Source organism: Tenacibaculum sp. Ill, assembly GCF_051938915.1.
GTDB classification, from domain to species: domain Bacteria; phylum Bacteroidota; class Bacteroidia; order Flavobacteriales; family Flavobacteriaceae; genus Polaribacter; species Polaribacter larymnensis.
Genome location: NZ_JBPSCW010000002.1, coordinates 990,762 through 1,008,142, shown reverse-complemented (window position 1 = coordinate 1,008,142; position 17,381 = coordinate 990,762). Strand labels below are relative to the sequence as shown.

Annotated in this window: 19 protein-coding genes; 7 read left to right on the top strand and 12 right to left on the bottom strand. The window is 32.1% G+C overall.

Annotation, left to right across the window (positions count from 1 at the left end; genetic code table 11):
* Nucleotides 1–57: 57 nt before the first annotated feature.
* From ACTPNM_RS04830 to ACTPNM_RS04800, 7 genes are all read left to right on the top strand, one after another.
* Nucleotides 58–1,290 carry a sigma-54 interaction domain-containing protein gene (locus tag ACTPNM_RS04830; RefSeq protein WP_274639172.1) on the top strand — a complete coding sequence of 411 codons (1,233 nt, stop codon included), beginning with the start codon at nt 58–60 and terminating at the stop codon, nt 1,288–1,290.
* A gap of 36 nt (nt 1,291–1,326) precedes the next feature.
* Nucleotides 1,327–1,833 (top strand): LptE family protein, encoded by a 507-nt coding sequence (locus ACTPNM_RS04825; RefSeq protein WP_274639171.1) that lies wholly within the window; start codon nt 1,327–1,329, stop codon nt 1,831–1,833.
* 3 nt (nt 1,834–1,836) lie between these two features.
* Nucleotides 1,837–2,580: a hypothetical protein gene (locus tag ACTPNM_RS04820; RefSeq protein ID WP_440120834.1), complete on the top strand. Its 744-nt coding sequence runs from the start codon at nt 1,837–1,839 to the stop codon at nt 2,578–2,580.
* Nucleotides 2,581–2,925, top strand: a complete 345-nt coding sequence (gene secG, locus ACTPNM_RS04815) for a preprotein translocase subunit SecG (RefSeq protein WP_047788559.1) — start codon at nt 2,581–2,583, stop codon at nt 2,923–2,925.
* 163 nt (nt 2,926–3,088) lie between these two features.
* Entirely contained in the window at nt 3,089–3,364 is a 276-nt protein-coding gene (locus ACTPNM_RS04810) for a co-chaperone GroES (protein WP_274639169.1), read from the top strand.
* Between the two features lie 98 nt (nt 3,365–3,462).
* Complete coding sequence (groL, locus tag ACTPNM_RS04805; protein ID WP_440120833.1) at nt 3,463–5,100, top strand: chaperonin GroEL; 1,638 nt, start codon at nt 3,463–3,465, stop codon at nt 5,098–5,100.
* Between the two features lie 146 nt (nt 5,101–5,246).
* On the top strand, nt 5,247–5,741 hold the full coding sequence (locus ACTPNM_RS04800) for a hypothetical protein (protein ID WP_125068884.1): 495 nt from the start codon (nt 5,247–5,249) through the stop codon (nt 5,739–5,741).
* Between the two features lie 27 nt (nt 5,742–5,768).
* Here the strand turns inward: ACTPNM_RS04800 and ACTPNM_RS04795 are convergent, their stop codons facing one another.
* From ACTPNM_RS04795 to ade, 12 genes are all read right to left on the bottom strand, one after another.
* The gene (locus ACTPNM_RS04795; RefSeq protein WP_440120832.1) at nt 5,769–6,746 is read right to left on the bottom strand and encodes a polyprenyl synthetase family protein; all 978 of its coding nucleotides are present in this window, start codon (nt 6,744–6,746) and stop codon (nt 5,769–5,771) included.
* 329 nt (nt 6,747–7,075) lie between these two features.
* Nucleotides 7,076–8,116 carry a 23S rRNA (adenine(2503)-C(2))-methyltransferase RlmN gene (gene rlmN / locus ACTPNM_RS04790; RefSeq protein WP_440120831.1) on the bottom strand — a complete coding sequence of 347 codons (1,041 nt, stop codon included), beginning with the start codon at nt 8,114–8,116 and terminating at the stop codon, nt 7,076–7,078.
* A gap of 68 nt (nt 8,117–8,184) precedes the next feature.
* A complete protein-coding gene (gene queA, locus ACTPNM_RS04785; protein WP_274639164.1) occupies nt 8,185–9,234 on the bottom strand; it encodes a tRNA preQ1(34) S-adenosylmethionine ribosyltransferase-isomerase QueA in 1,050 nt (349 codons plus the stop codon).
* 67 nt (nt 9,235–9,301) lie between these two features.
* Nucleotides 9,302–10,531, bottom strand: a complete 1,230-nt coding sequence (locus tag ACTPNM_RS04780) for a 3-phosphoshikimate 1-carboxyvinyltransferase (protein WP_440120830.1) — start codon at nt 10,529–10,531, stop codon at nt 9,302–9,304.
* Between the two features lie 6 nt (nt 10,532–10,537).
* A complete protein-coding gene (locus ACTPNM_RS04775; RefSeq protein WP_274639162.1) occupies nt 10,538–10,786 on the bottom strand; it encodes a hypothetical protein in 249 nt (82 codons plus the stop codon).
* Nucleotides 10,787–11,113 carry a nucleotide pyrophosphohydrolase gene (locus ACTPNM_RS04770; protein ID WP_073182681.1) on the bottom strand — a complete coding sequence of 109 codons (327 nt, stop codon included), beginning with the start codon at nt 11,111–11,113 and terminating at the stop codon, nt 10,787–10,789.
* Between the two features lie 47 nt (nt 11,114–11,160).
* Nucleotides 11,161–11,538: a VOC family protein gene (locus ACTPNM_RS04765; RefSeq protein WP_274639161.1), complete on the bottom strand. Its 378-nt coding sequence runs from the start codon at nt 11,536–11,538 to the stop codon at nt 11,161–11,163.
* Nucleotides 11,535–12,746, bottom strand: a complete 1,212-nt coding sequence (locus ACTPNM_RS04760; RefSeq protein WP_440120829.1) for an MDR family MFS transporter — start codon at nt 12,744–12,746, stop codon at nt 11,535–11,537. The genes ACTPNM_RS04765 and ACTPNM_RS04760 overlap by 4 nt, the downstream gene beginning before the upstream one ends.
* 504 nt (nt 12,747–13,250) lie before the next feature.
* Complete coding sequence (locus tag ACTPNM_RS04755) at nt 13,251–14,000, bottom strand: cyclase family protein (RefSeq protein ID WP_440120828.1); 750 nt, start codon at nt 13,998–14,000, stop codon at nt 13,251–13,253.
* 12 nt (nt 14,001–14,012) lie between these two features.
* A complete protein-coding gene (hemW, locus tag ACTPNM_RS04750; protein ID WP_440120827.1) occupies nt 14,013–15,173 on the bottom strand; it encodes a radical SAM family heme chaperone HemW in 1,161 nt (386 codons plus the stop codon).
* Between the two features lies 1 nt (nt 15,174).
* A complete protein-coding gene (gene ruvC / locus ACTPNM_RS04745) occupies nt 15,175–15,726 on the bottom strand; it encodes a crossover junction endodeoxyribonuclease RuvC (RefSeq protein WP_440120826.1) in 552 nt (183 codons plus the stop codon).
* An 8-nt stretch (nt 15,727–15,734) separates the two neighbouring features.
* On the bottom strand, nt 15,735–17,357 hold the full coding sequence (ade, locus tag ACTPNM_RS04740; RefSeq protein ID WP_440120825.1) for an adenine deaminase: 1,623 nt from the start codon (nt 17,355–17,357) through the stop codon (nt 15,735–15,737).
* Nucleotides 17,358–17,381 lie beyond the last annotated feature (24 nt).

Genomic DNA, 17,381 nt, shown 5'->3' with positions numbered 1-17,381 from the left:
AGTCTAGAGAAAAAAAATCTTTTCTCTCTATTCTTTTTTTCTATTCTAAAGAAAGAAATGGAAAATTTACAAGCTATAAAACAACGCTTTGGCATTATCGGTAACGATGTGCAACTAAATCGCGCTATTGAAAAAGCGATTCGTGTTGCCCCTACCGATATTTCAGTACTTGTTACTGGTGAAAGTGGTGTTGGAAAAGAAAATATCCCAAGAATTATTCACCAATTATCACACAGAAAACATGCAAAATATATTGCTGTAAACTGCGGAGCAATTCCTGAAGGAACTATTGATAGTGAATTATTCGGGCATGAAAAAGGTGCTTTTACAGGAGCTACACAAACAAGGAAAGGCTATTTTGAAGTTGCTGATGGTGGTACCATCTTTTTAGATGAAGTTGGTGAATTACCATTGACAACTCAAGTCCGCTTGTTACGTGTATTGGAAAATGGAGAATTTATAAAAGTAGGTTCTTCTCAAGTACAAAAAACAAATGTTCGTATTGTAGCTGCAACCAACGTAAATATGCACGAAGCTATTTCTAAAGAGAAGTTTCGTGAAGATTTATATTATCGTTTAAGCACCATAGAAATTCCGCTACCTCCTTTAAGAGAACGTGGGGAAGACATTCACTTATTATTTAGAAAGTTTGCTGCAGATTTCGCTCAAAAATATCGAATGCCTACTATAAGACTTGATGAAAATGCAGTAAAAGTTTTATTGAACTATCATTTTCCTGGTAACATTCGTCAATTAAAAAATATTGCAGAACAAGTATCAATCGTTGAAGAAGACAGGCTAATTACTCCTGAAAAACTAATTCAATATTTACCTGAAAACCGCAGTAATCTACCTGCTGTTGTAGGTGGCAGAACTACAAGTCAATCAGACTTTGCTAACGAACGAGACATCATGTATAAAATCTTGTTTGATATGCGTAATGACATTAATGATCTAAAAAAGTTAACGCTAGATTTAATGCAAAACGGAGACTCTGAACAAGTGCAAGAAGATAATCACCGTTTAATCGAACGTATATATCAAGATCAAGATTTATCGGAAGCTTCTAACATAGAGGTTGTACAAATACCAAAATCTACGTCTCACCAAAGTGAGTATGATTATGCAGAGACCATTGAAGAAGATGAAAGCTTATCATTACAAGAAAAAGAAATTGAAATGATAAAAAAGTCTCTTGAAAAAAATAACGGAAAACGTAAATTAGCCGCTAAAGAGCTAGGAATATCTGAAAGAACTCTATACAGAAAAATTAAACAATATGATTTATAATCTATTTGTTTACTTTTACAACTCATCCAATTTTAAATGAAAAAAACTCTTTATATAATATCGTTATTTATTGGTTTAACAACTATTATTGGTTGTGGAGCATATTCTTTTACAGGAGGTAATACTGGTAATGCAAAAACAATTCAGGTTGATTTTTTCCCTAACCAAGCTCCTTTAGTAGAACCAATACTTAGTCAAAAATTCACACAAGACTTACAAGATTTATTCACTCGTCAAACTAATTTAACCTTGGTTAATTCTGGTGGTGATCTACATTTTTCTGGTGAAATTGTTGATTATCGTATAACACCTATGAGTGCAACAGCTCAACAAACAGCTGCTCAAAACCGATTAACAATTACAGTAAATGTAAACTTTATAAACGCTTTAGAAGAGAAAGATAATTTTGAAAAACGTTTTTCTTTTTACTACGATTACGGAGCAAATCAACAACTAACTGGAGGAGTTTTAGAAACTGCCTTGGATGAGATTCTAGAGCGTATTACACAAGATATTTTTAATGCCTCAGTGGCAAAATGGTAATTTTTGAATAAGGATACATACATACAGTTATTAGAAAAGCCTGAATTGATTTCGCAAGAACATCTTTCGGACATCTCTGCAATTATTCAAGAATATCCTTATTTTCAATCTGCTAAAGCGCTACGTTTAAAGATTTTAAAAAATCAAGAAAGTTATAAATACAACAACGAGTTAAAAATAACGGCATCTCACACCAGTGATAGAACTGTTTTATTTGATTTTATTACTTCAAAAGCTTTTAAAAAAACTCCTAAAAAAGAAGAAAAAACCAGTTTAAAAGATAAAATTCTTCCAAAAAGAAAACAAACAAAAGTTTCAGCTGTGGAGGAAGATTTAACTATTGGAAAACCACTTTCTTTCACACAAAACGAAACTTTTTCTTTCAATCAATGGTTACAACTTTCATCAAAGAAAGCTATTGTAAGAACTTTAGACAATCAACCTTCAGAAAAGCAAATAAAAGAAGTACCTGTTAAATCTGAACATGAAGCTATTATTGATCGTTTTATTGAAACTGCTCCAAAGATTTCTCGTCCTAGCAAAACAAATACCTCAGATATTAAGATATCCGAAAATCAACAAAGTAACCAATTAGCTACCGAAACCTTAGCTAAGGTATATTTAGAACAAAAGAAATATGACAGTGCTATTCAAGCATATAAAATATTAAGTTTGAAATATCCAGAAAAAAGTGGTTTCTTTGCAGACCAAATTAAAAGAATACAAATTTTACAAAACAATAAATAGATGACAACGTATACTTTACTTTTAGTTTTAATATTGATTGTTGCAATAGCATTAATCTTAATTGTAATGGTTCAAAATCCTAAAGGTGGAGGATTATCTTCATCATTTGGAGGCGGTGGAGCTCAAAATATTGGAGGTGTACAAAATACAAATAGCTTTTTAGACAGAACTACTTGGACATTAGCTATTACTATGTTTGCTTTAATTTTATTAGCAAACTTCGCTATTCCAAGAGGTAATGCAGCTGACGCTCCTCAATTAAATGAAACTTTAAACAATATTGAAACTACAACTACGCCTGCTACACCAGCAGCAACAGATACTGCTAAAGATAGCGCTCAGTAGTTTTTCACAAAAAAAATATAAAATGCCAACGTAAATGACACGTTGGCATTTTTTTTATGCATTAGCCTAATCTATTAGAAAAATTGTCAGCTAAAATCTAATGGCATAATTTCTGACAAAACTTAACCAGTAAAAATTAATTTAATCAATCAAAATATATAAAATGGGATTAAACATTAAACCTTTAGCAGACAGAGTTCTTGTTGAACCAGCTGCAGCAGAAACTACTACAGCATCAGGAATCATCATCCCTGACAACGCAAAGGAAAAACCACAAAAAGGTACTGTCGTAGCCGTAGGAAACGGAACAAAAGAAGAGCCTTTAACTGTAAAAGTTGGTGATACTGTTTTATACGGAAAGTACGCTGGTACTGAGCTTAAATTAGAAGGAAAAGATTATTTAATTATGAGAGAAAGCGACATATTCGCTATTATCTAAAATTTCTTTGCTATTAGCTTTTCGCTACTAGCCAATTAAACAAAATTTAAAAACTAAGCCAAAAGCTATATGCTAACGGCTAAAAAACTTAAACAAACATGGCAAAAGATATAAAATTTGATGTAGACGCTCGCGACGGATTAAAACGTGGTGTAGATGCATTAGCAAATGCAGTAAAAGTAACTTTAGGACCTAAAGGACGTAATGTTATTATTTCTAAATCTTTCGGTGCTCCTCACGTAACAAAAGATGGAGTTTCTGTAGCAAAAGAAGTAGAGCTAGAAGACGAGTTAGAAAACATGGGGGCTCAAATGGTAAAAGAAGTAGCTTCTAAAACTAACGATTTAGCAGGTGATGGTACTACTACTGCGACTGTATTAGCGCAAGCTATTGTAAAAGAAGGTTTAAAAAACGTAGCTGCGGGTGCTAATCCTATGGATTTAAAACGTGGTATTGATAAAGCTGTAGCCGCTATTACTGAAGATTTAGCAAAACAATCAAAAGAAGTTGGTGACTCATCAGAAAAAATTAAGCAAGTAGCTTCAATTTCATCTAATAACGATGCTGTAATTGGTAATTTAATTGCTGAAGCATTTGGTAAAGTTGGAAAAGAAGGTGTTATAACTGTTGAAGAAGCTAAAGGAACTGACACTTATGTTGATGTTGTTGAAGGAATGCAGTTTGACCGTGGATATTTATCTCCATACTTCGTAACAGATGCTGATAAAATGATTGCTGATTTAGACAATCCTTATATTTTATTATTTGACAAAAAGATTTCTAACTTACAAGAAATTCTTCCAATTTTAGAACCTGTTGCTCAATCAGGAAAGCCATTATTAATCATTGCCGAAGATGTTGATGGACAAGCTTTAGCTACTTTGGTAGTTAACAAATTACGTGGTGGATTAAAAATCGCTGCTGTAAAAGCTCCAGGGTTTGGTGATCGTAGAAAAGCAATGTTAGAAGATATCGCTATTTTAACTGGTGGTACTGTGATTTCTGAAGAAAGAGGTTTCTCTTTAGAAAATGCAACTTTAGATTTATTAGGTACTGCTGAAACAGTAACTATTGATAAAGATAATACTACAATTGTTAATGGTTCTGGTGACGAAGCACAAATCAAAGCTCGTGTAAACCAAATTAAAGCACAAATTGAGACCACTACTTCTGATTACGATCGTGAAAAATTACAAGAGCGTTTAGCGAAATTAGCTGGTGGTGTTGCTGTATTATATGTTGGTGCTGCTTCTGAAGTAGAAATGAAAGAAAAGAAAGACCGTGTTGATGATGCTTTACATGCTACAAGAGCTGCTGTAGAAGAAGGAATTGTTGCTGGTGGTGGTGTTGCCTTAGTGCGTGCTAAAAAAGTATTAGAAACAATTACTACAGAGAATTTAGATGAAACTACAGGTATTCAAATTGTAAATAGAGCTATCGAATCTCCTTTACGTACTATTGTTGAAAACGCTGGTGGTGAAGGTTCTGTTGTAATTAATAAAGTTTTAGAAGAAAACCAAAACTTTGGATATGACGCTAAGTCTGAACAATATGTAGACATGTTAGAAGCTGGTATCATCGATCCGAAAAAAGTAACTCGTGTGGCTTTAGAAAATGCTGCTTCAGTAGCAGGAATGATCTTAACTACTGAGTGTGCTTTAGTAGATATTAAAGAAGATACTCCTGCTGGGGGAGGAATGCCTCCAATGGGTGGTGGAATGCCAGGAATGATGTAGTCGAGAAGCTCGACACCTAAATATTTAAAAACCTCGAGAAGTTCTCGAGGTTTTTGTTTTTGCATGAGAAACAAAAAATTACTCATTAAAAAACAACCATAAAATTATCAGTTTTTTGTATAATTGATAAAAAATAATGTGAGGCTATGAACAACAATAAGATTAAAGAGGAAATTCGTAATTACAAACTATATAAAATTCAAACTACAGATCAAAAAATACGTGAGTTTGAAAATACCTTTAAAAAAATAGAAGAAAAATCTATTTTTAGAAGTATCAAAGATTTTTCTTTAAACTCTTTTAGGATTATCTTGCTTTTACTATCAATTTTAACGGTTAGCTTTTCTTTAATTTTCTTCTTTCCTGAATTTATAGTTACCATTATAGAAAAATCAACTAAATCTTCGCTCACTCAAGACAGTAAAACAATTCTTTTATTAAATCATAATGTATTTTCATACATTTTCTTCTCTACCAGTATGGTTTTATTCATTTTAACCTATACAGTAAATAAAAACATAAAAAATCGTAACTACACATTTAAGTTACATCTATTAACTAGTGATATTATAAATCATCTAAAAGATATATCTAAAGATGAGAAAATAAAATATGAAGCATACGTAGAAAACACTAAATAAAAGTTAGCTTACCTCATACAAGTAAAGTTATATTTTCCTTTCCACAACATAATCTATCATTTGAAGTAAAGAGCTTTTATATTCTGAATCAGGGTAATTATTAAGAATAGCTAACGCTTTGTTTTTATAATCATGCATTTTGGCTGTTGTATATTCTAAACCACCATTTTCTTTTACAAAAGCGATAACTTCTTTTACTCGTTTTTTGTTTTTATTATGCTTTTTAACAGAATTGATTAACCACGATTTTTCTTTAGGAGAACAAGTATTCAATGTATAAATTAACGGAAGTGTCATCTTTTGTTCTTTAATATCAATTCCTGTTGGCTTACCTATTTTATCTTCTGTGTAATCGAATAAATCATCTTTAATTTGAAAAGCAATACCAATATACTCTCCAAACTTTCGCATTTGCTGCACTGTTTCATTATTCGCACCAACTGATGCCGCACCAATACCACAACATGCTGCAATTAATGTTGCTGTCTTTTGACGAATGATTTCAAAATAAACCTCTTCTGTAATATCAAGTTTACGGGCTTTTTCTATTTGTAATAGCTCTCCTTCACTCATTTCGCGTACCGCAATCGAAATCAATTTCAGTAAGTCAAAATCTTCATTATCTATAGACAACAATAGTCCTTTGGACAGTAAATAATCACCTACTAAAACAGCTATTTTATTTTTCCAAAGCGCATTGATTGAGAAAAAACCTCTACGACGGTTACTATCATCGACTACATCATCGTGTACTAATGTTGCGGTATGAATTAATTCTACCACTGATGCTCCTCTATATGTACGCTCATCAAAACCGCCGTTAGAAACCATTTTTGCAACTAAAAACACAAACATAGGTCGCATTTGTTTTCCTTTTCTACGAACTATATAATAAGTTATTCTATTTAATAATGGAACTTTAGACAACATCGAGTCTTTGAACTTAGTTTCAAAGAGTTCCATTTCTTTAGCAATCGGAAGTTTTATTTGCTCTACTGGCTTCATATTAGTGAACAAAAATAAGAATAAATAATGTTTACTTTTGATTTAAAAAAAAATATGAAACATTTAAAGACAAGAGGACTTATTTTTCTTATAATCTGTATCTCTTTTATATCATTTGGTATTTGTATTTCTGACAGTAATCAGCGTTCTTGTTTAGGTAACCCAATTATTTTACCATATACTTTTTTAGGTGTTCCTTCTATATTTTTATTGGGAATATTAGATATAATTGTATTGGCTTTCTCAAAAAAACTAAAACTTTACAAAGCTATCTTTAACTTAAGTTTAATGCTACTCTCTTTTCTTATCATTTTTTTGTTTATGTAAGCCTAAGATTTATTTGCTAATTGCCCACAAGCTGCATCAATATCTTTTCCTCTAGAACGACGTACATTTACTACAATATCATTCATTTCTAAATTAGAAATATAATTATTTAAAGCTCTATCAGAAGCCTGCTGAAACTCTCCATCATCTATTGGGTTATATTCAATTAAATTGACTTTACAAGGAACATAACTACAAAATCGAACCAATGCATCAATATCTTCTTTTTTGTCATTAATCCCATTCCAAACAACGTACTCATACGTTATTTTTCGTTTTGTTTTTTCATACCAATATTCTAATGATTCTTTTAAGTCTTTTAACGGAAAAGTAGAGTTAAATGGCATTATAGATGTTCTAACTTCATCAATAGCAGAATGTAAAGAAACAGCTAAATTAAAACGCACCTCATCATCTGCCATCTTTTTAATCATTTTAGGTACACCAGAAGTTGATACTGTAATCCTACGAGCTGCCATTCCTAAGCCTTCTTCTGAAGTTATTTTATCAATAGCTTTAATTACATTGTTGTAATTCATTAAAGGTTCTCCCATTCCCATAAAAACAATATTTGATAATTTATGGTTATGGTATAATCTGCTCTGTTTATCAATTGCTACAACTTGATCGTAAATTTCATCTGCATTCAAATTACGCATACGTTTTAAACGAGCTGTTGCACAAAACTTACAGTCCAAACTACAACCTACTTGACTAGATACACAAGCAGTAGTACGTTTTTCAGTAGGAATTAAAACTGACTCTACAATTAATCCGTCATGGAGTTTAATTGCATTTTTTATAGTACCATCATTACTACGCTGCATTGTATCAACTTCAATATGATTGATTACAAAGTTCTCATCAAGCATTTTTCTTGTTGCTTTAGATAAACTTGTCATATCATCAAACGAATGTGCTGCTTTATGCCATAACCATTCATATACTTGGTTACCACGAAAAGCTTTATCTCCGTTTTCAACAAAAAAATCACGAAGCTGTTCTTTGGTTAATGCGCGTATGTCTTTCTTCTTTAGTGTCATCTAGTACAAAAATACACAAAACCTCACAAGTAACTTGTGAGGTTTTGTTAATGGTTTAAAAAACTATTTTATAAAATTAACATCGCATCTCCGTACGAGTAAAATTTATATTTTTCTTTTATTGCTTCTTGGTATGCTTCCATAACAAAATCATGCCCTGCAAATGCAGATACCATCATTAACAATGTTGATTTTGGTGTGTGGAAGTTTGTCACCATACAATTAGCTATACTAAAATCATATGGAGGAAAAATAAACTTGTTAGTCCACCCTTCAAAAGCGTTTAATTGGTTGCTTGAAGACACTGATGATTCAATCGTTCTCATCACTGTAGTACCTACTGCACATACTCTTTTCTTATTAGCAATAGCATTATTCACCATATCTGCACTAGCTTGTGGAATAACAATTTGCTCAGAATCCATCTTATGCTTTGATAAGTCTTCAACCTCAACTGGGTTAAAGGTACCTAAACCTACATGCAACGTTGTTTCAGCAAAATCTACTCCTTTAATTTCTAAACGTTTCATTAAGTGTTTAGAGAAGTGTAAACCTGCAGTTGGTGCTGCTACTGCTCCTTCGTGCTTTGCAAAGATAGTTTGGTAACGGTCTTCATCTTCTGGTTCTACCTCACGTTTAATGTATTTTGGTAAAGGAGTTTCTCCTAACTCAATTAATTTCTTTCTGAATTCCTCATAAGGACCATCAAATAAGAAACGTAATGTTCTACCACGTGAAGTAGTATTATCAATAACCTCAGCTACTAAACTCTCATCGTCTCCAAAGAATAACTTATTACCTATTCTTATTTTTCTTGCTGGGTCTACTAATACATCCCACAAACGATTTTCAGCATTTAACTCACGTAATAAAAATACTTCAATACGAGCTCCAGTTTTTTCCTTATTTCCGTACATACGGGCAGGAAATACTTTCGTATTGTTTAACATCATTACATCTCCTTCATCAAAATAATCGATTAAATCTTTAAATAGTTTATGCTCGATTTTTTGTGTGTCACGGTGCAATACCATTAATCGTGCTTCATCTCTGTGCTCTGAAGGATATTCTGCCAATAATTCTTTTGGCAATTCAAAATTAAAATTTGATAATTTCATTTGTAAAATTTTCTTAACGGTGGCAAATATACAATTTCAACATAGGGGTTGTCAAGCGATTGCCGTATTATTTTATGGTAACATTCTGAATTCCTACACAAAACATATCTTTCCAAAAATTTCTATACGATTTAGTTACTACTTCAGCTTCTAAAATTTCAATAGGAACTTTTAATGCTAGTGGTGCAAATGCCATCGCCATTCGGTGATCGTTATAGGTAGCTATTTGAATGTTTTCTTTAATTTCTGAAGATGATTTTATATGTAAACTTTCATTCGTTACAGAAATATCAGCTCCTAATTTTATTAACTCCTCACGTAATGCTTCTAAGCGATCGGTTTCTTTAATTTTTAATGTGTGCAAACCTGACAAATCACAAGCAACTCCTAACCCGAAGCAAGTAACTGCAATAGTTTGCGCTATATCTGGTGCATTTTTTAAATCTTGCTCTAATACTTCTGAGTTATACTTTTTCTCTTTTGTTAAAAGAATTGAATTTTCTTCAAAAACAGTAGTTACTCCAAAATGTTTATATATTTCTGACAAACAACTATCTCCTTGTAAACTATCTTTTTTATAAGCTGATAATTTCACAGAAGAACCTACTTCGCTCAATGCTATAATCGAATAAAAATAAGACGCTGAACTCCAATCAGACTCTACAACTACTGTTTGCTTTTTTACAGTTGGTTTTGGTTTGATTTTTATAAGTTGCCCTTCAAATTTAGCTTCAACCTCTAATTGATGTAGTAACTGTAAAGTCATGTTGATATAAGGAACCGAAGTAATTTCTCCTATCAATTCAATTTCCAATCCTTTTTCCAAGCTTGGAGCAATTAGCATTAATGCTGAAATATATTGACTACTTACATTTCCATTAATTGAAACTTTATCCTTTGTTAGTTTTTTCCCTGATATTTTGAGTGGCGGGTATCCTTCTTTTTCAACGTACTCTATATCTGCTCCTAAATTGCGTAAAGCATCAACTAAAATTTGTATTGGTCTGTTGTGCATACGATCTGAACCTTGCAATATTTTTGTAACACCTTCTTGAGTTGCGAAAAAAGCAGTTAAAAAACGCATCGCAGTTCCTGCATGTCCAATGTCTGCAACTGTATCATCAGAAGTTAACGCTCCTTGTAAATGGTGTGTATCATCAGAGTCTGATAAATTTTCTATATGTAAATCGGGATATAATTGCTGTAAAATCAGTAATCTATTTGATTCACTTTTTGACCCTGAAATCGTTATATGAGTATCCGAATTAAACTCTTCGGTTTTTAATCTTAAATCCATAAAAAACTACTTCGTTTTTTTATTTACAATGTATATACTGTAAATAAGTGCGATTACAACTTTACTTAACCAAAAGCGAATCCACTGTTTATTTGCGAAATGTACATTGTATACAGTTTCAAAGTCTCCTGAAAAAATAGCCCCTCCTGTTTTGAATAATAAAGAAAAGACAGCTACTATTATCAAAAATGGGGTTCCTACTTTTAAAACATTAATCCAAAAACTTCCTTTTTGTATATTCTTTATGAGACTCATTTACTGTAGTTTTTTGTTATTATGATGACGATCGTGATCTCTCTTAGTTTTTATATCTAGCTTCTTATCAAATGCCTCTTGTAAGTTTACTCCTGTTTGATTTGCTAAACACAATACCACAAACATCACATCTGCTAACTCTTCTCCTAAATCTTTGTTTTTATCACTTTCTTTTTCGCTTTGCTCTCCATAACGACGCGCAATAATTCTAGCGACCTCTCCAACTTCTTCTGTTAGTTGCGCCATATTTGTTAACTCATTAAAGTAACGTACTCCGTGATTTTTAATCCAATCATCTACTTGTTTTTGTGCGTCTTGTATATTCATGCTTTCTACTTTCTTATTAAATATTCAAAGATAAAAACTTCTATTTCTTATTTGATTCGCCAAGGCGGATTTTTTCTGTGTTCGCCTGCTTTATACAGAATTAATTTATTTCCATCAGGATCTAACAAATGAGCTTCTCTCCATAACCATCGTTGGTCTATTGGTAACTGAGTGAACTGAATTCCTTTTTGTTGTAATTCTTCTACTAACTCATCTAAATTATCATCTTCAAAATAGAGAGTAACTCCCTCTTCTTTAGACAGTTTTTCTACTTGATGAATTGAAAACGTTGCTTCTCCATCTGGTACTTCAAAACGAACATATCTAGGGCTTGCATCTACGATAAGATGCAAGCCTAGTTTTTTATAGAACTCTACAGATATATTCACATCAATAGAAGGTATCGTTACTTGATTTAAGTTCATGCGATTACTTTTTCTCTTTTTACAATTCTTACTAACATTAACAAGAATAATACTCCAATGGTTGATAACACAATCATAAAATTCCAAGTATTATCAAAACCAATATTATCTATTAATTGCATACCTGAATTATGCCCAAAAATATGTGACATTGAGAACGCAATGCTATAATATGCCATGTATTCTCCTTGATTTCCCTTTTTTGCACGCTCCATCACAAAGGCATTTGAAAAAGGAAATGCAATCATTTCTCCTATAGTCATCAGTAACATTCCTACAATTAAAATTCCTACCCAACCTGTTAAGTTTATTACTACAAAACTTAGTCCTGTTAGTAACAGTCCAAAAAACATTAAAAACTCTTTGGTATACTTACTTTCCTCTAACCATTTAATAAGTGGCATTTCTAATAAGAATATAAAGAACCCGTTAAGCCCCATTAACAAACCTATTTCTAACTCTGTTAAATGATGAACGTCTTTATAATATAAAGGCATTGTAGAAAAGTATTGCAGGAAAATAAATCCGAAAACAAACATTCCTACAAAAAACACCCAAAAAGCCTTATCTGAAAATACTGATTGTGGATTCTCTACTTTTGTTTCATCTAACGCTTTTGCTTTCTTAGGGTTTAATACATTTACCAGTAAAACTGTTGCTAAAATACAGGTAACTCCATCTACCCAAAACAATCCACTATAATCTAACGAGGTTATAATTAATCCTCCAACGGCAGGACCTGCTGAGAAACCTAAGTTAATTGCTAAACGAATTAGAGTTACTGAACGTGTTTTATTTTCTGGTTTACTGTAAGTACTTAATGCAACAAACATAGCTGGTCTAAATGTATCTGCTACTAACATTACTAAGAAAATACCTAAACAAAAACCTGCAAAAGTATTTACGAATTGTAACGCTATAAAAAGAACTCCTGTCAAAAACAGGCTAGTTTTCATCACCTTATAAAAACCTATTTTATCCGTTAGCTTACCTCCTAACCAAGACCCCAATACAGACCCTAACCCGAAACAGGTCATAATCCAGCCCACATCTTTTAAAGTAAAGTTTAAGCTTTTTGTTAGGTACAATGATAAAAAAGGAATTACCATAGTTCCTGCTCTGTTTATCAGAGTTATTAATGAAAGCCACCAAACTTCGTTTGAGAGCCCTTTAAAGGTGTTTAAATAGTTAAAGTAGAGTTTTTTCATATAATTAAAGTTTAGTGGTTGTTTTTAGTTATAAAAGTAAAAAGTCCGACTTTTCAGTCGGACTTTTTGTAATCATTATATTTTATATAAACATAGCTATAATACATACATCGCCCGATCGTTTCTGTGTCTTACCACAGTCGATTTACATTGCTTATATGTATTAAAAATTGTCATTGTTGTAATTTTATGGTCGTAAATCTATAAAAAAAACAAATAGGTTTTACAAAAGACTCTATATTTTATTTTTCTTACAATTATCGATACTCTTAAAAGCTTTATTTTAACCGTTCATCTACAGTAACTTTCATTTAATCTTAATTTTTGTTTTTCTTTCAACATCTACTTTATCTTTGATGATGTAAATGAAACATAAAGTAAATCTCGCCGAACGAATAGAGATCCCTAAAAAGAAACATTTACTGAGTTATATCAACAAAACATTACAGAATTTTAGATAAGTATGCTTACCTAAAATTCTGTAATAGTTTTTTATCATAATAACTAAAGTAGTTCGTAAAGAATAGGTTTACTAGGTGTAGCATCGTTTTCAAACGGCGCTACCATCAAGTTTAAAAAGTAAGTTCCATCCTTTATTTTATTGGACACATATATAAATTCTGTTATAGTTGACTGCATTCTAATTTCTCCTTGTGTATTCCAAAAAGCATTATGTGCTAACAATTTTCCTTCGTCTTTTTCTTTGTCTACCGATGGTAAATCTATTAATAAGTGCTCAATTCCTTTTTCTCTAAGATAAATCGCTGCTTCTTCTAACAAATAAGTTGGATTTGTATTTGAATAACGCATCGACTTTTTGTCTGATAAGTTTGGTAAGGTTCTGATGACTATTGCATCACGCTTTTTATTTCCTATAACATTCTGTAATTGTTTTTTTGAAATTACAAAATCCTTATTTTTTAATTGTTCTGGAGCGATAGTCACTACTTCTGCTAAAAAGAAAAATTTTGATAGTTCTTTATTTACTGAATAAACTTCTTCTGTTATATGGCCAACACATTCGGTATGTGTAATATGTGAATGCGGATTAAACTGTATATTATTAAAATTTACATCAGCGCCTTTTTGTACACTTCCTACCCAATCTCCATCGGAAACGGGGAAAATTTTTGGATCATCTAAATACCAAGCATTTACATTTTCCTTTGAAGTGTCAATAGCTATGGATATATCTAACGGTTTTGATAAGTCTATTTTGTGTTTTCTTGAGTTGTATTCAATTGTTGCTATCATACTCAAATATACCTAAATTATGAATAACTCACTAGCCAACCCATCTGCTAAGAACTTTCCTTTTGAAGTTGTTTTCAAAACCTTCTTAACATTGTTGTCAGAATCAGGTTGGTTCAACTCATTCTCTATAACCAATAGACCTTGATTAATAAATTTCTCGGCATTTTTAAGGAGATTCTTTCTGAATTCTTCTCCAAATTCTTGCGTGATTTTTTCTAACGACACTCCCCAAATGGTTCTTAATCCTGTCATTAAATATTCATTAAACTGATCTTTTATAGTAAGTTCCTCCTGCTCTAAAGGGAGTTTTCCTTCTTGAATTGCTTTGATATATTTTACATTGTTAGCTACATTCCAACTACGGTGTGTTTTATTAAACGAATGTGCTGACGGACCAATTCCTATATATTTTTTACCTAACCAATAACTAGTATTGTGTTTTGAAAAATAATTGGGTTTTCCAAAGTTTGAAATTTCATAATGTACAAATCCATTTTTAGCAGTTTCCGCTATCAAAATATCAAAATGTTCTTTTGCTACAGCTTCATCAACATCTGGATATTTCCCTTGTTTGATAAAGGAGTCTAAGGCTGTTTTAGGCTCTACTGTTAATGCATATGATGAAATATGATTAATTCCAAAATCAAAAGCTATTTGTAAGTTTTCTCTCCAACGTTCATTACTCATATTCGGGACTCCGTAAATCAAATCAATGGTAATATTATCAAAGTAGCGTGTCGCTAAAGACAAACAGTTTTTTGCTTCTTGTGCATTATGAGCACGATTCATGAGTTGTAAGTCTTCTTCAAAAAAAGATTGAATTCCAATACTTAATCGGTTAATTGAAGTTTTAGATAATTCAATTATTTTTTCTTTTGATAAATCATCTGGATTAGCTTCTAAGGTGATTTCCGGATTTTCTGAAACGGTATAATTTTGATAAATTATATCAATCAACAATTGTAACTCGTCAATCGACAACAGGCTCGGTGTTCCTCCTCCAAAATAGATAGTTTCTATGGTTTCATTTAGAAGTTCTTCTTTTCTTAACTCCAATTCTTTTACTAAGCAAGATACCAGCTCTTCTTTCTTTTTTAAAGAGGTAGAAAAGTGAAAATCGCAATAGTAACAAGCTTGCTTACAAAATGGGATATGTAGATAAATTCCTGCCAAATTATTTCACTTTTCCTGGGTTCTGCTTTACAAACGCTGCCCAACCTGTATAGTTCTTACCTCCTACTTTAGTTCCTGAATTATAGAAATGACACACCGCTGCAGCTAATCCATCTGTTGCATCTAAGTTTTTAGGGAGTTCTTTTAAGTTCAATAACGACTTTAACATTAGGGCTACTTGTTCTTTACTCGATGTCCCTTTTCCTGTAATTGCCATTTTAATTTTCTTAGGTGCGTATTCCGTTACAGGAATTTGACGTGACAATCCTGCTGCCATCGCTACTCCTTGCGCACGTCCTAATTTTAACATTGATTGTACATTTTTACCAAAAAAAGGAGCTTCTAAAGCTATTTCATCTGGATGATAAGTATCAATCAATTCAATAGTACGTTCAAAAATAATTTTGAGTTTTAAATAATGATCGTCATACTTTTTTAAGAGTAGTTCATTCATCTGGACAAACTCCATTTTTTTCCCTACTACCTTTATAATTCCGAACCCCATAATGGAAGTTCCTGGGTCAATCCCTAATATAATTTTTTCTGTCTTCAAACTTCAGGTTATTTAACCTCTAAAGAGGTAAATTTAAATGTGTTTCCATCAAACAGTCCTTTGTCTGATAGCTTTAAAGATGGAATTACCAACAATGCCATAAAAGATAGGGTCATGTATGGAGCTCGTAATTTACTTCCTTGCTTTTTTGCCATAGCATCTAACTCTGCATAGGCTTTTCCTATTTCTACTGCTGACTTATCCGACATAATTCCAGCTACAGGAAGAGGAACTACTTTTTCTTCAGAAGAAGTTACCGCACAAACACCTCCTTTGTTTTCTATTAATAAATTAACTGCTTTGCAAAGCAATTCATCAGATACTCCTACTGCAATAATATTATGTGAATCATGACCAACAGAACTCGCTATCGCCCCTTCTTTTAATCCGAAATTTTTAATAAAAGCTATTGAAGGTTCCGTATTTTGATAACGATTTACTACGGTCATTTTTAACACATCATTCTCTACATCTGAAACTAAATTTCCATCTTTTATTAAAGAATCCGCCTCTATTTCATTCGTCACTAATTCTCCATCTAAGGCTTCAATCACTCGAATTTTTTCAGATGCTGAATGAAACTCAAAATCAGCAATATTTTTTTTATCAGTATCAAAATTATTTAGTACTTCAAAGTCTACATGTTGTACGAATGATTCTCCTTTTTCGGCTACTAATTCCCCATTGATATAGGTTTGTAACACCTTAAACTTTTGTAAGTCTTTTACTACTATAAAATCAGCATCATCTCCTTCGTTTAAAGTTCCTACATCCAAATTATAATGTTTTACCGGATTGATACAAGCAGCATGTAATACTTTAAAAACATCTATTCCTTTCGCTACTGCACGCTCACATAATTGGTTGATATGTCCTAATAACAAATCATCTGGGTGCTTATCATCAGAACAAAACATCATGTTCTCATAATATTTAGGAAGTAAATCAATCAGCGCTTCAAAGTTTTTCGCTGCGCTTCCTTCTCTAATGATGACTTTCATTCCTTTTTGAAGCTTTTCTAAACCTTCTTCATAGGTAAAACATTCATGATCGGTATAAATTCCTGCTGCTATGTATTTATCTAGATCCTCTCCTCTTAATCCTGGTGCATGTCCATCTACTGGTTTGTTATAATGTTTTGCCCAAGCTATTTTTTTCAAAACTTCTTCATCTTGATAAATTACTCCAGGATAATTCATCATCTCAGCTAAATATTTGATATCAGGGTTCTGCATCATTTTTTTGATATCTTCTGAATCAATCACAGCTCCTGCACTTTCAAAAGAAGTCGCTGGCACACAAGATGGTGCTCCAAAATTGAATTTTAACGGAACTTTCTTTCCGTTTTCAACCATAAAGTCAACTCCTTTCACTCCTAGCACATTGGCTATTTCATGTGGATCAGATACCGTAGCTACGGTACCGTGAGTTACCGCTATTTTTGCAAACTCTGATGGTACTAACATCGAGCTTTCAATATGAATATGTGCATCTATAAATCCAGGTAAAATATAGTTATCCGAAGTGTTTTCTACTTCTCTAATTTGTATAATCTTTCCTTCTTTAACCTCAACCTCTCCTTTAAAGATTCGTTTATTTTGTATATCGACTATATTTCCCTGTACAATCATGCTAAAATTTATTTATTGCTAAAA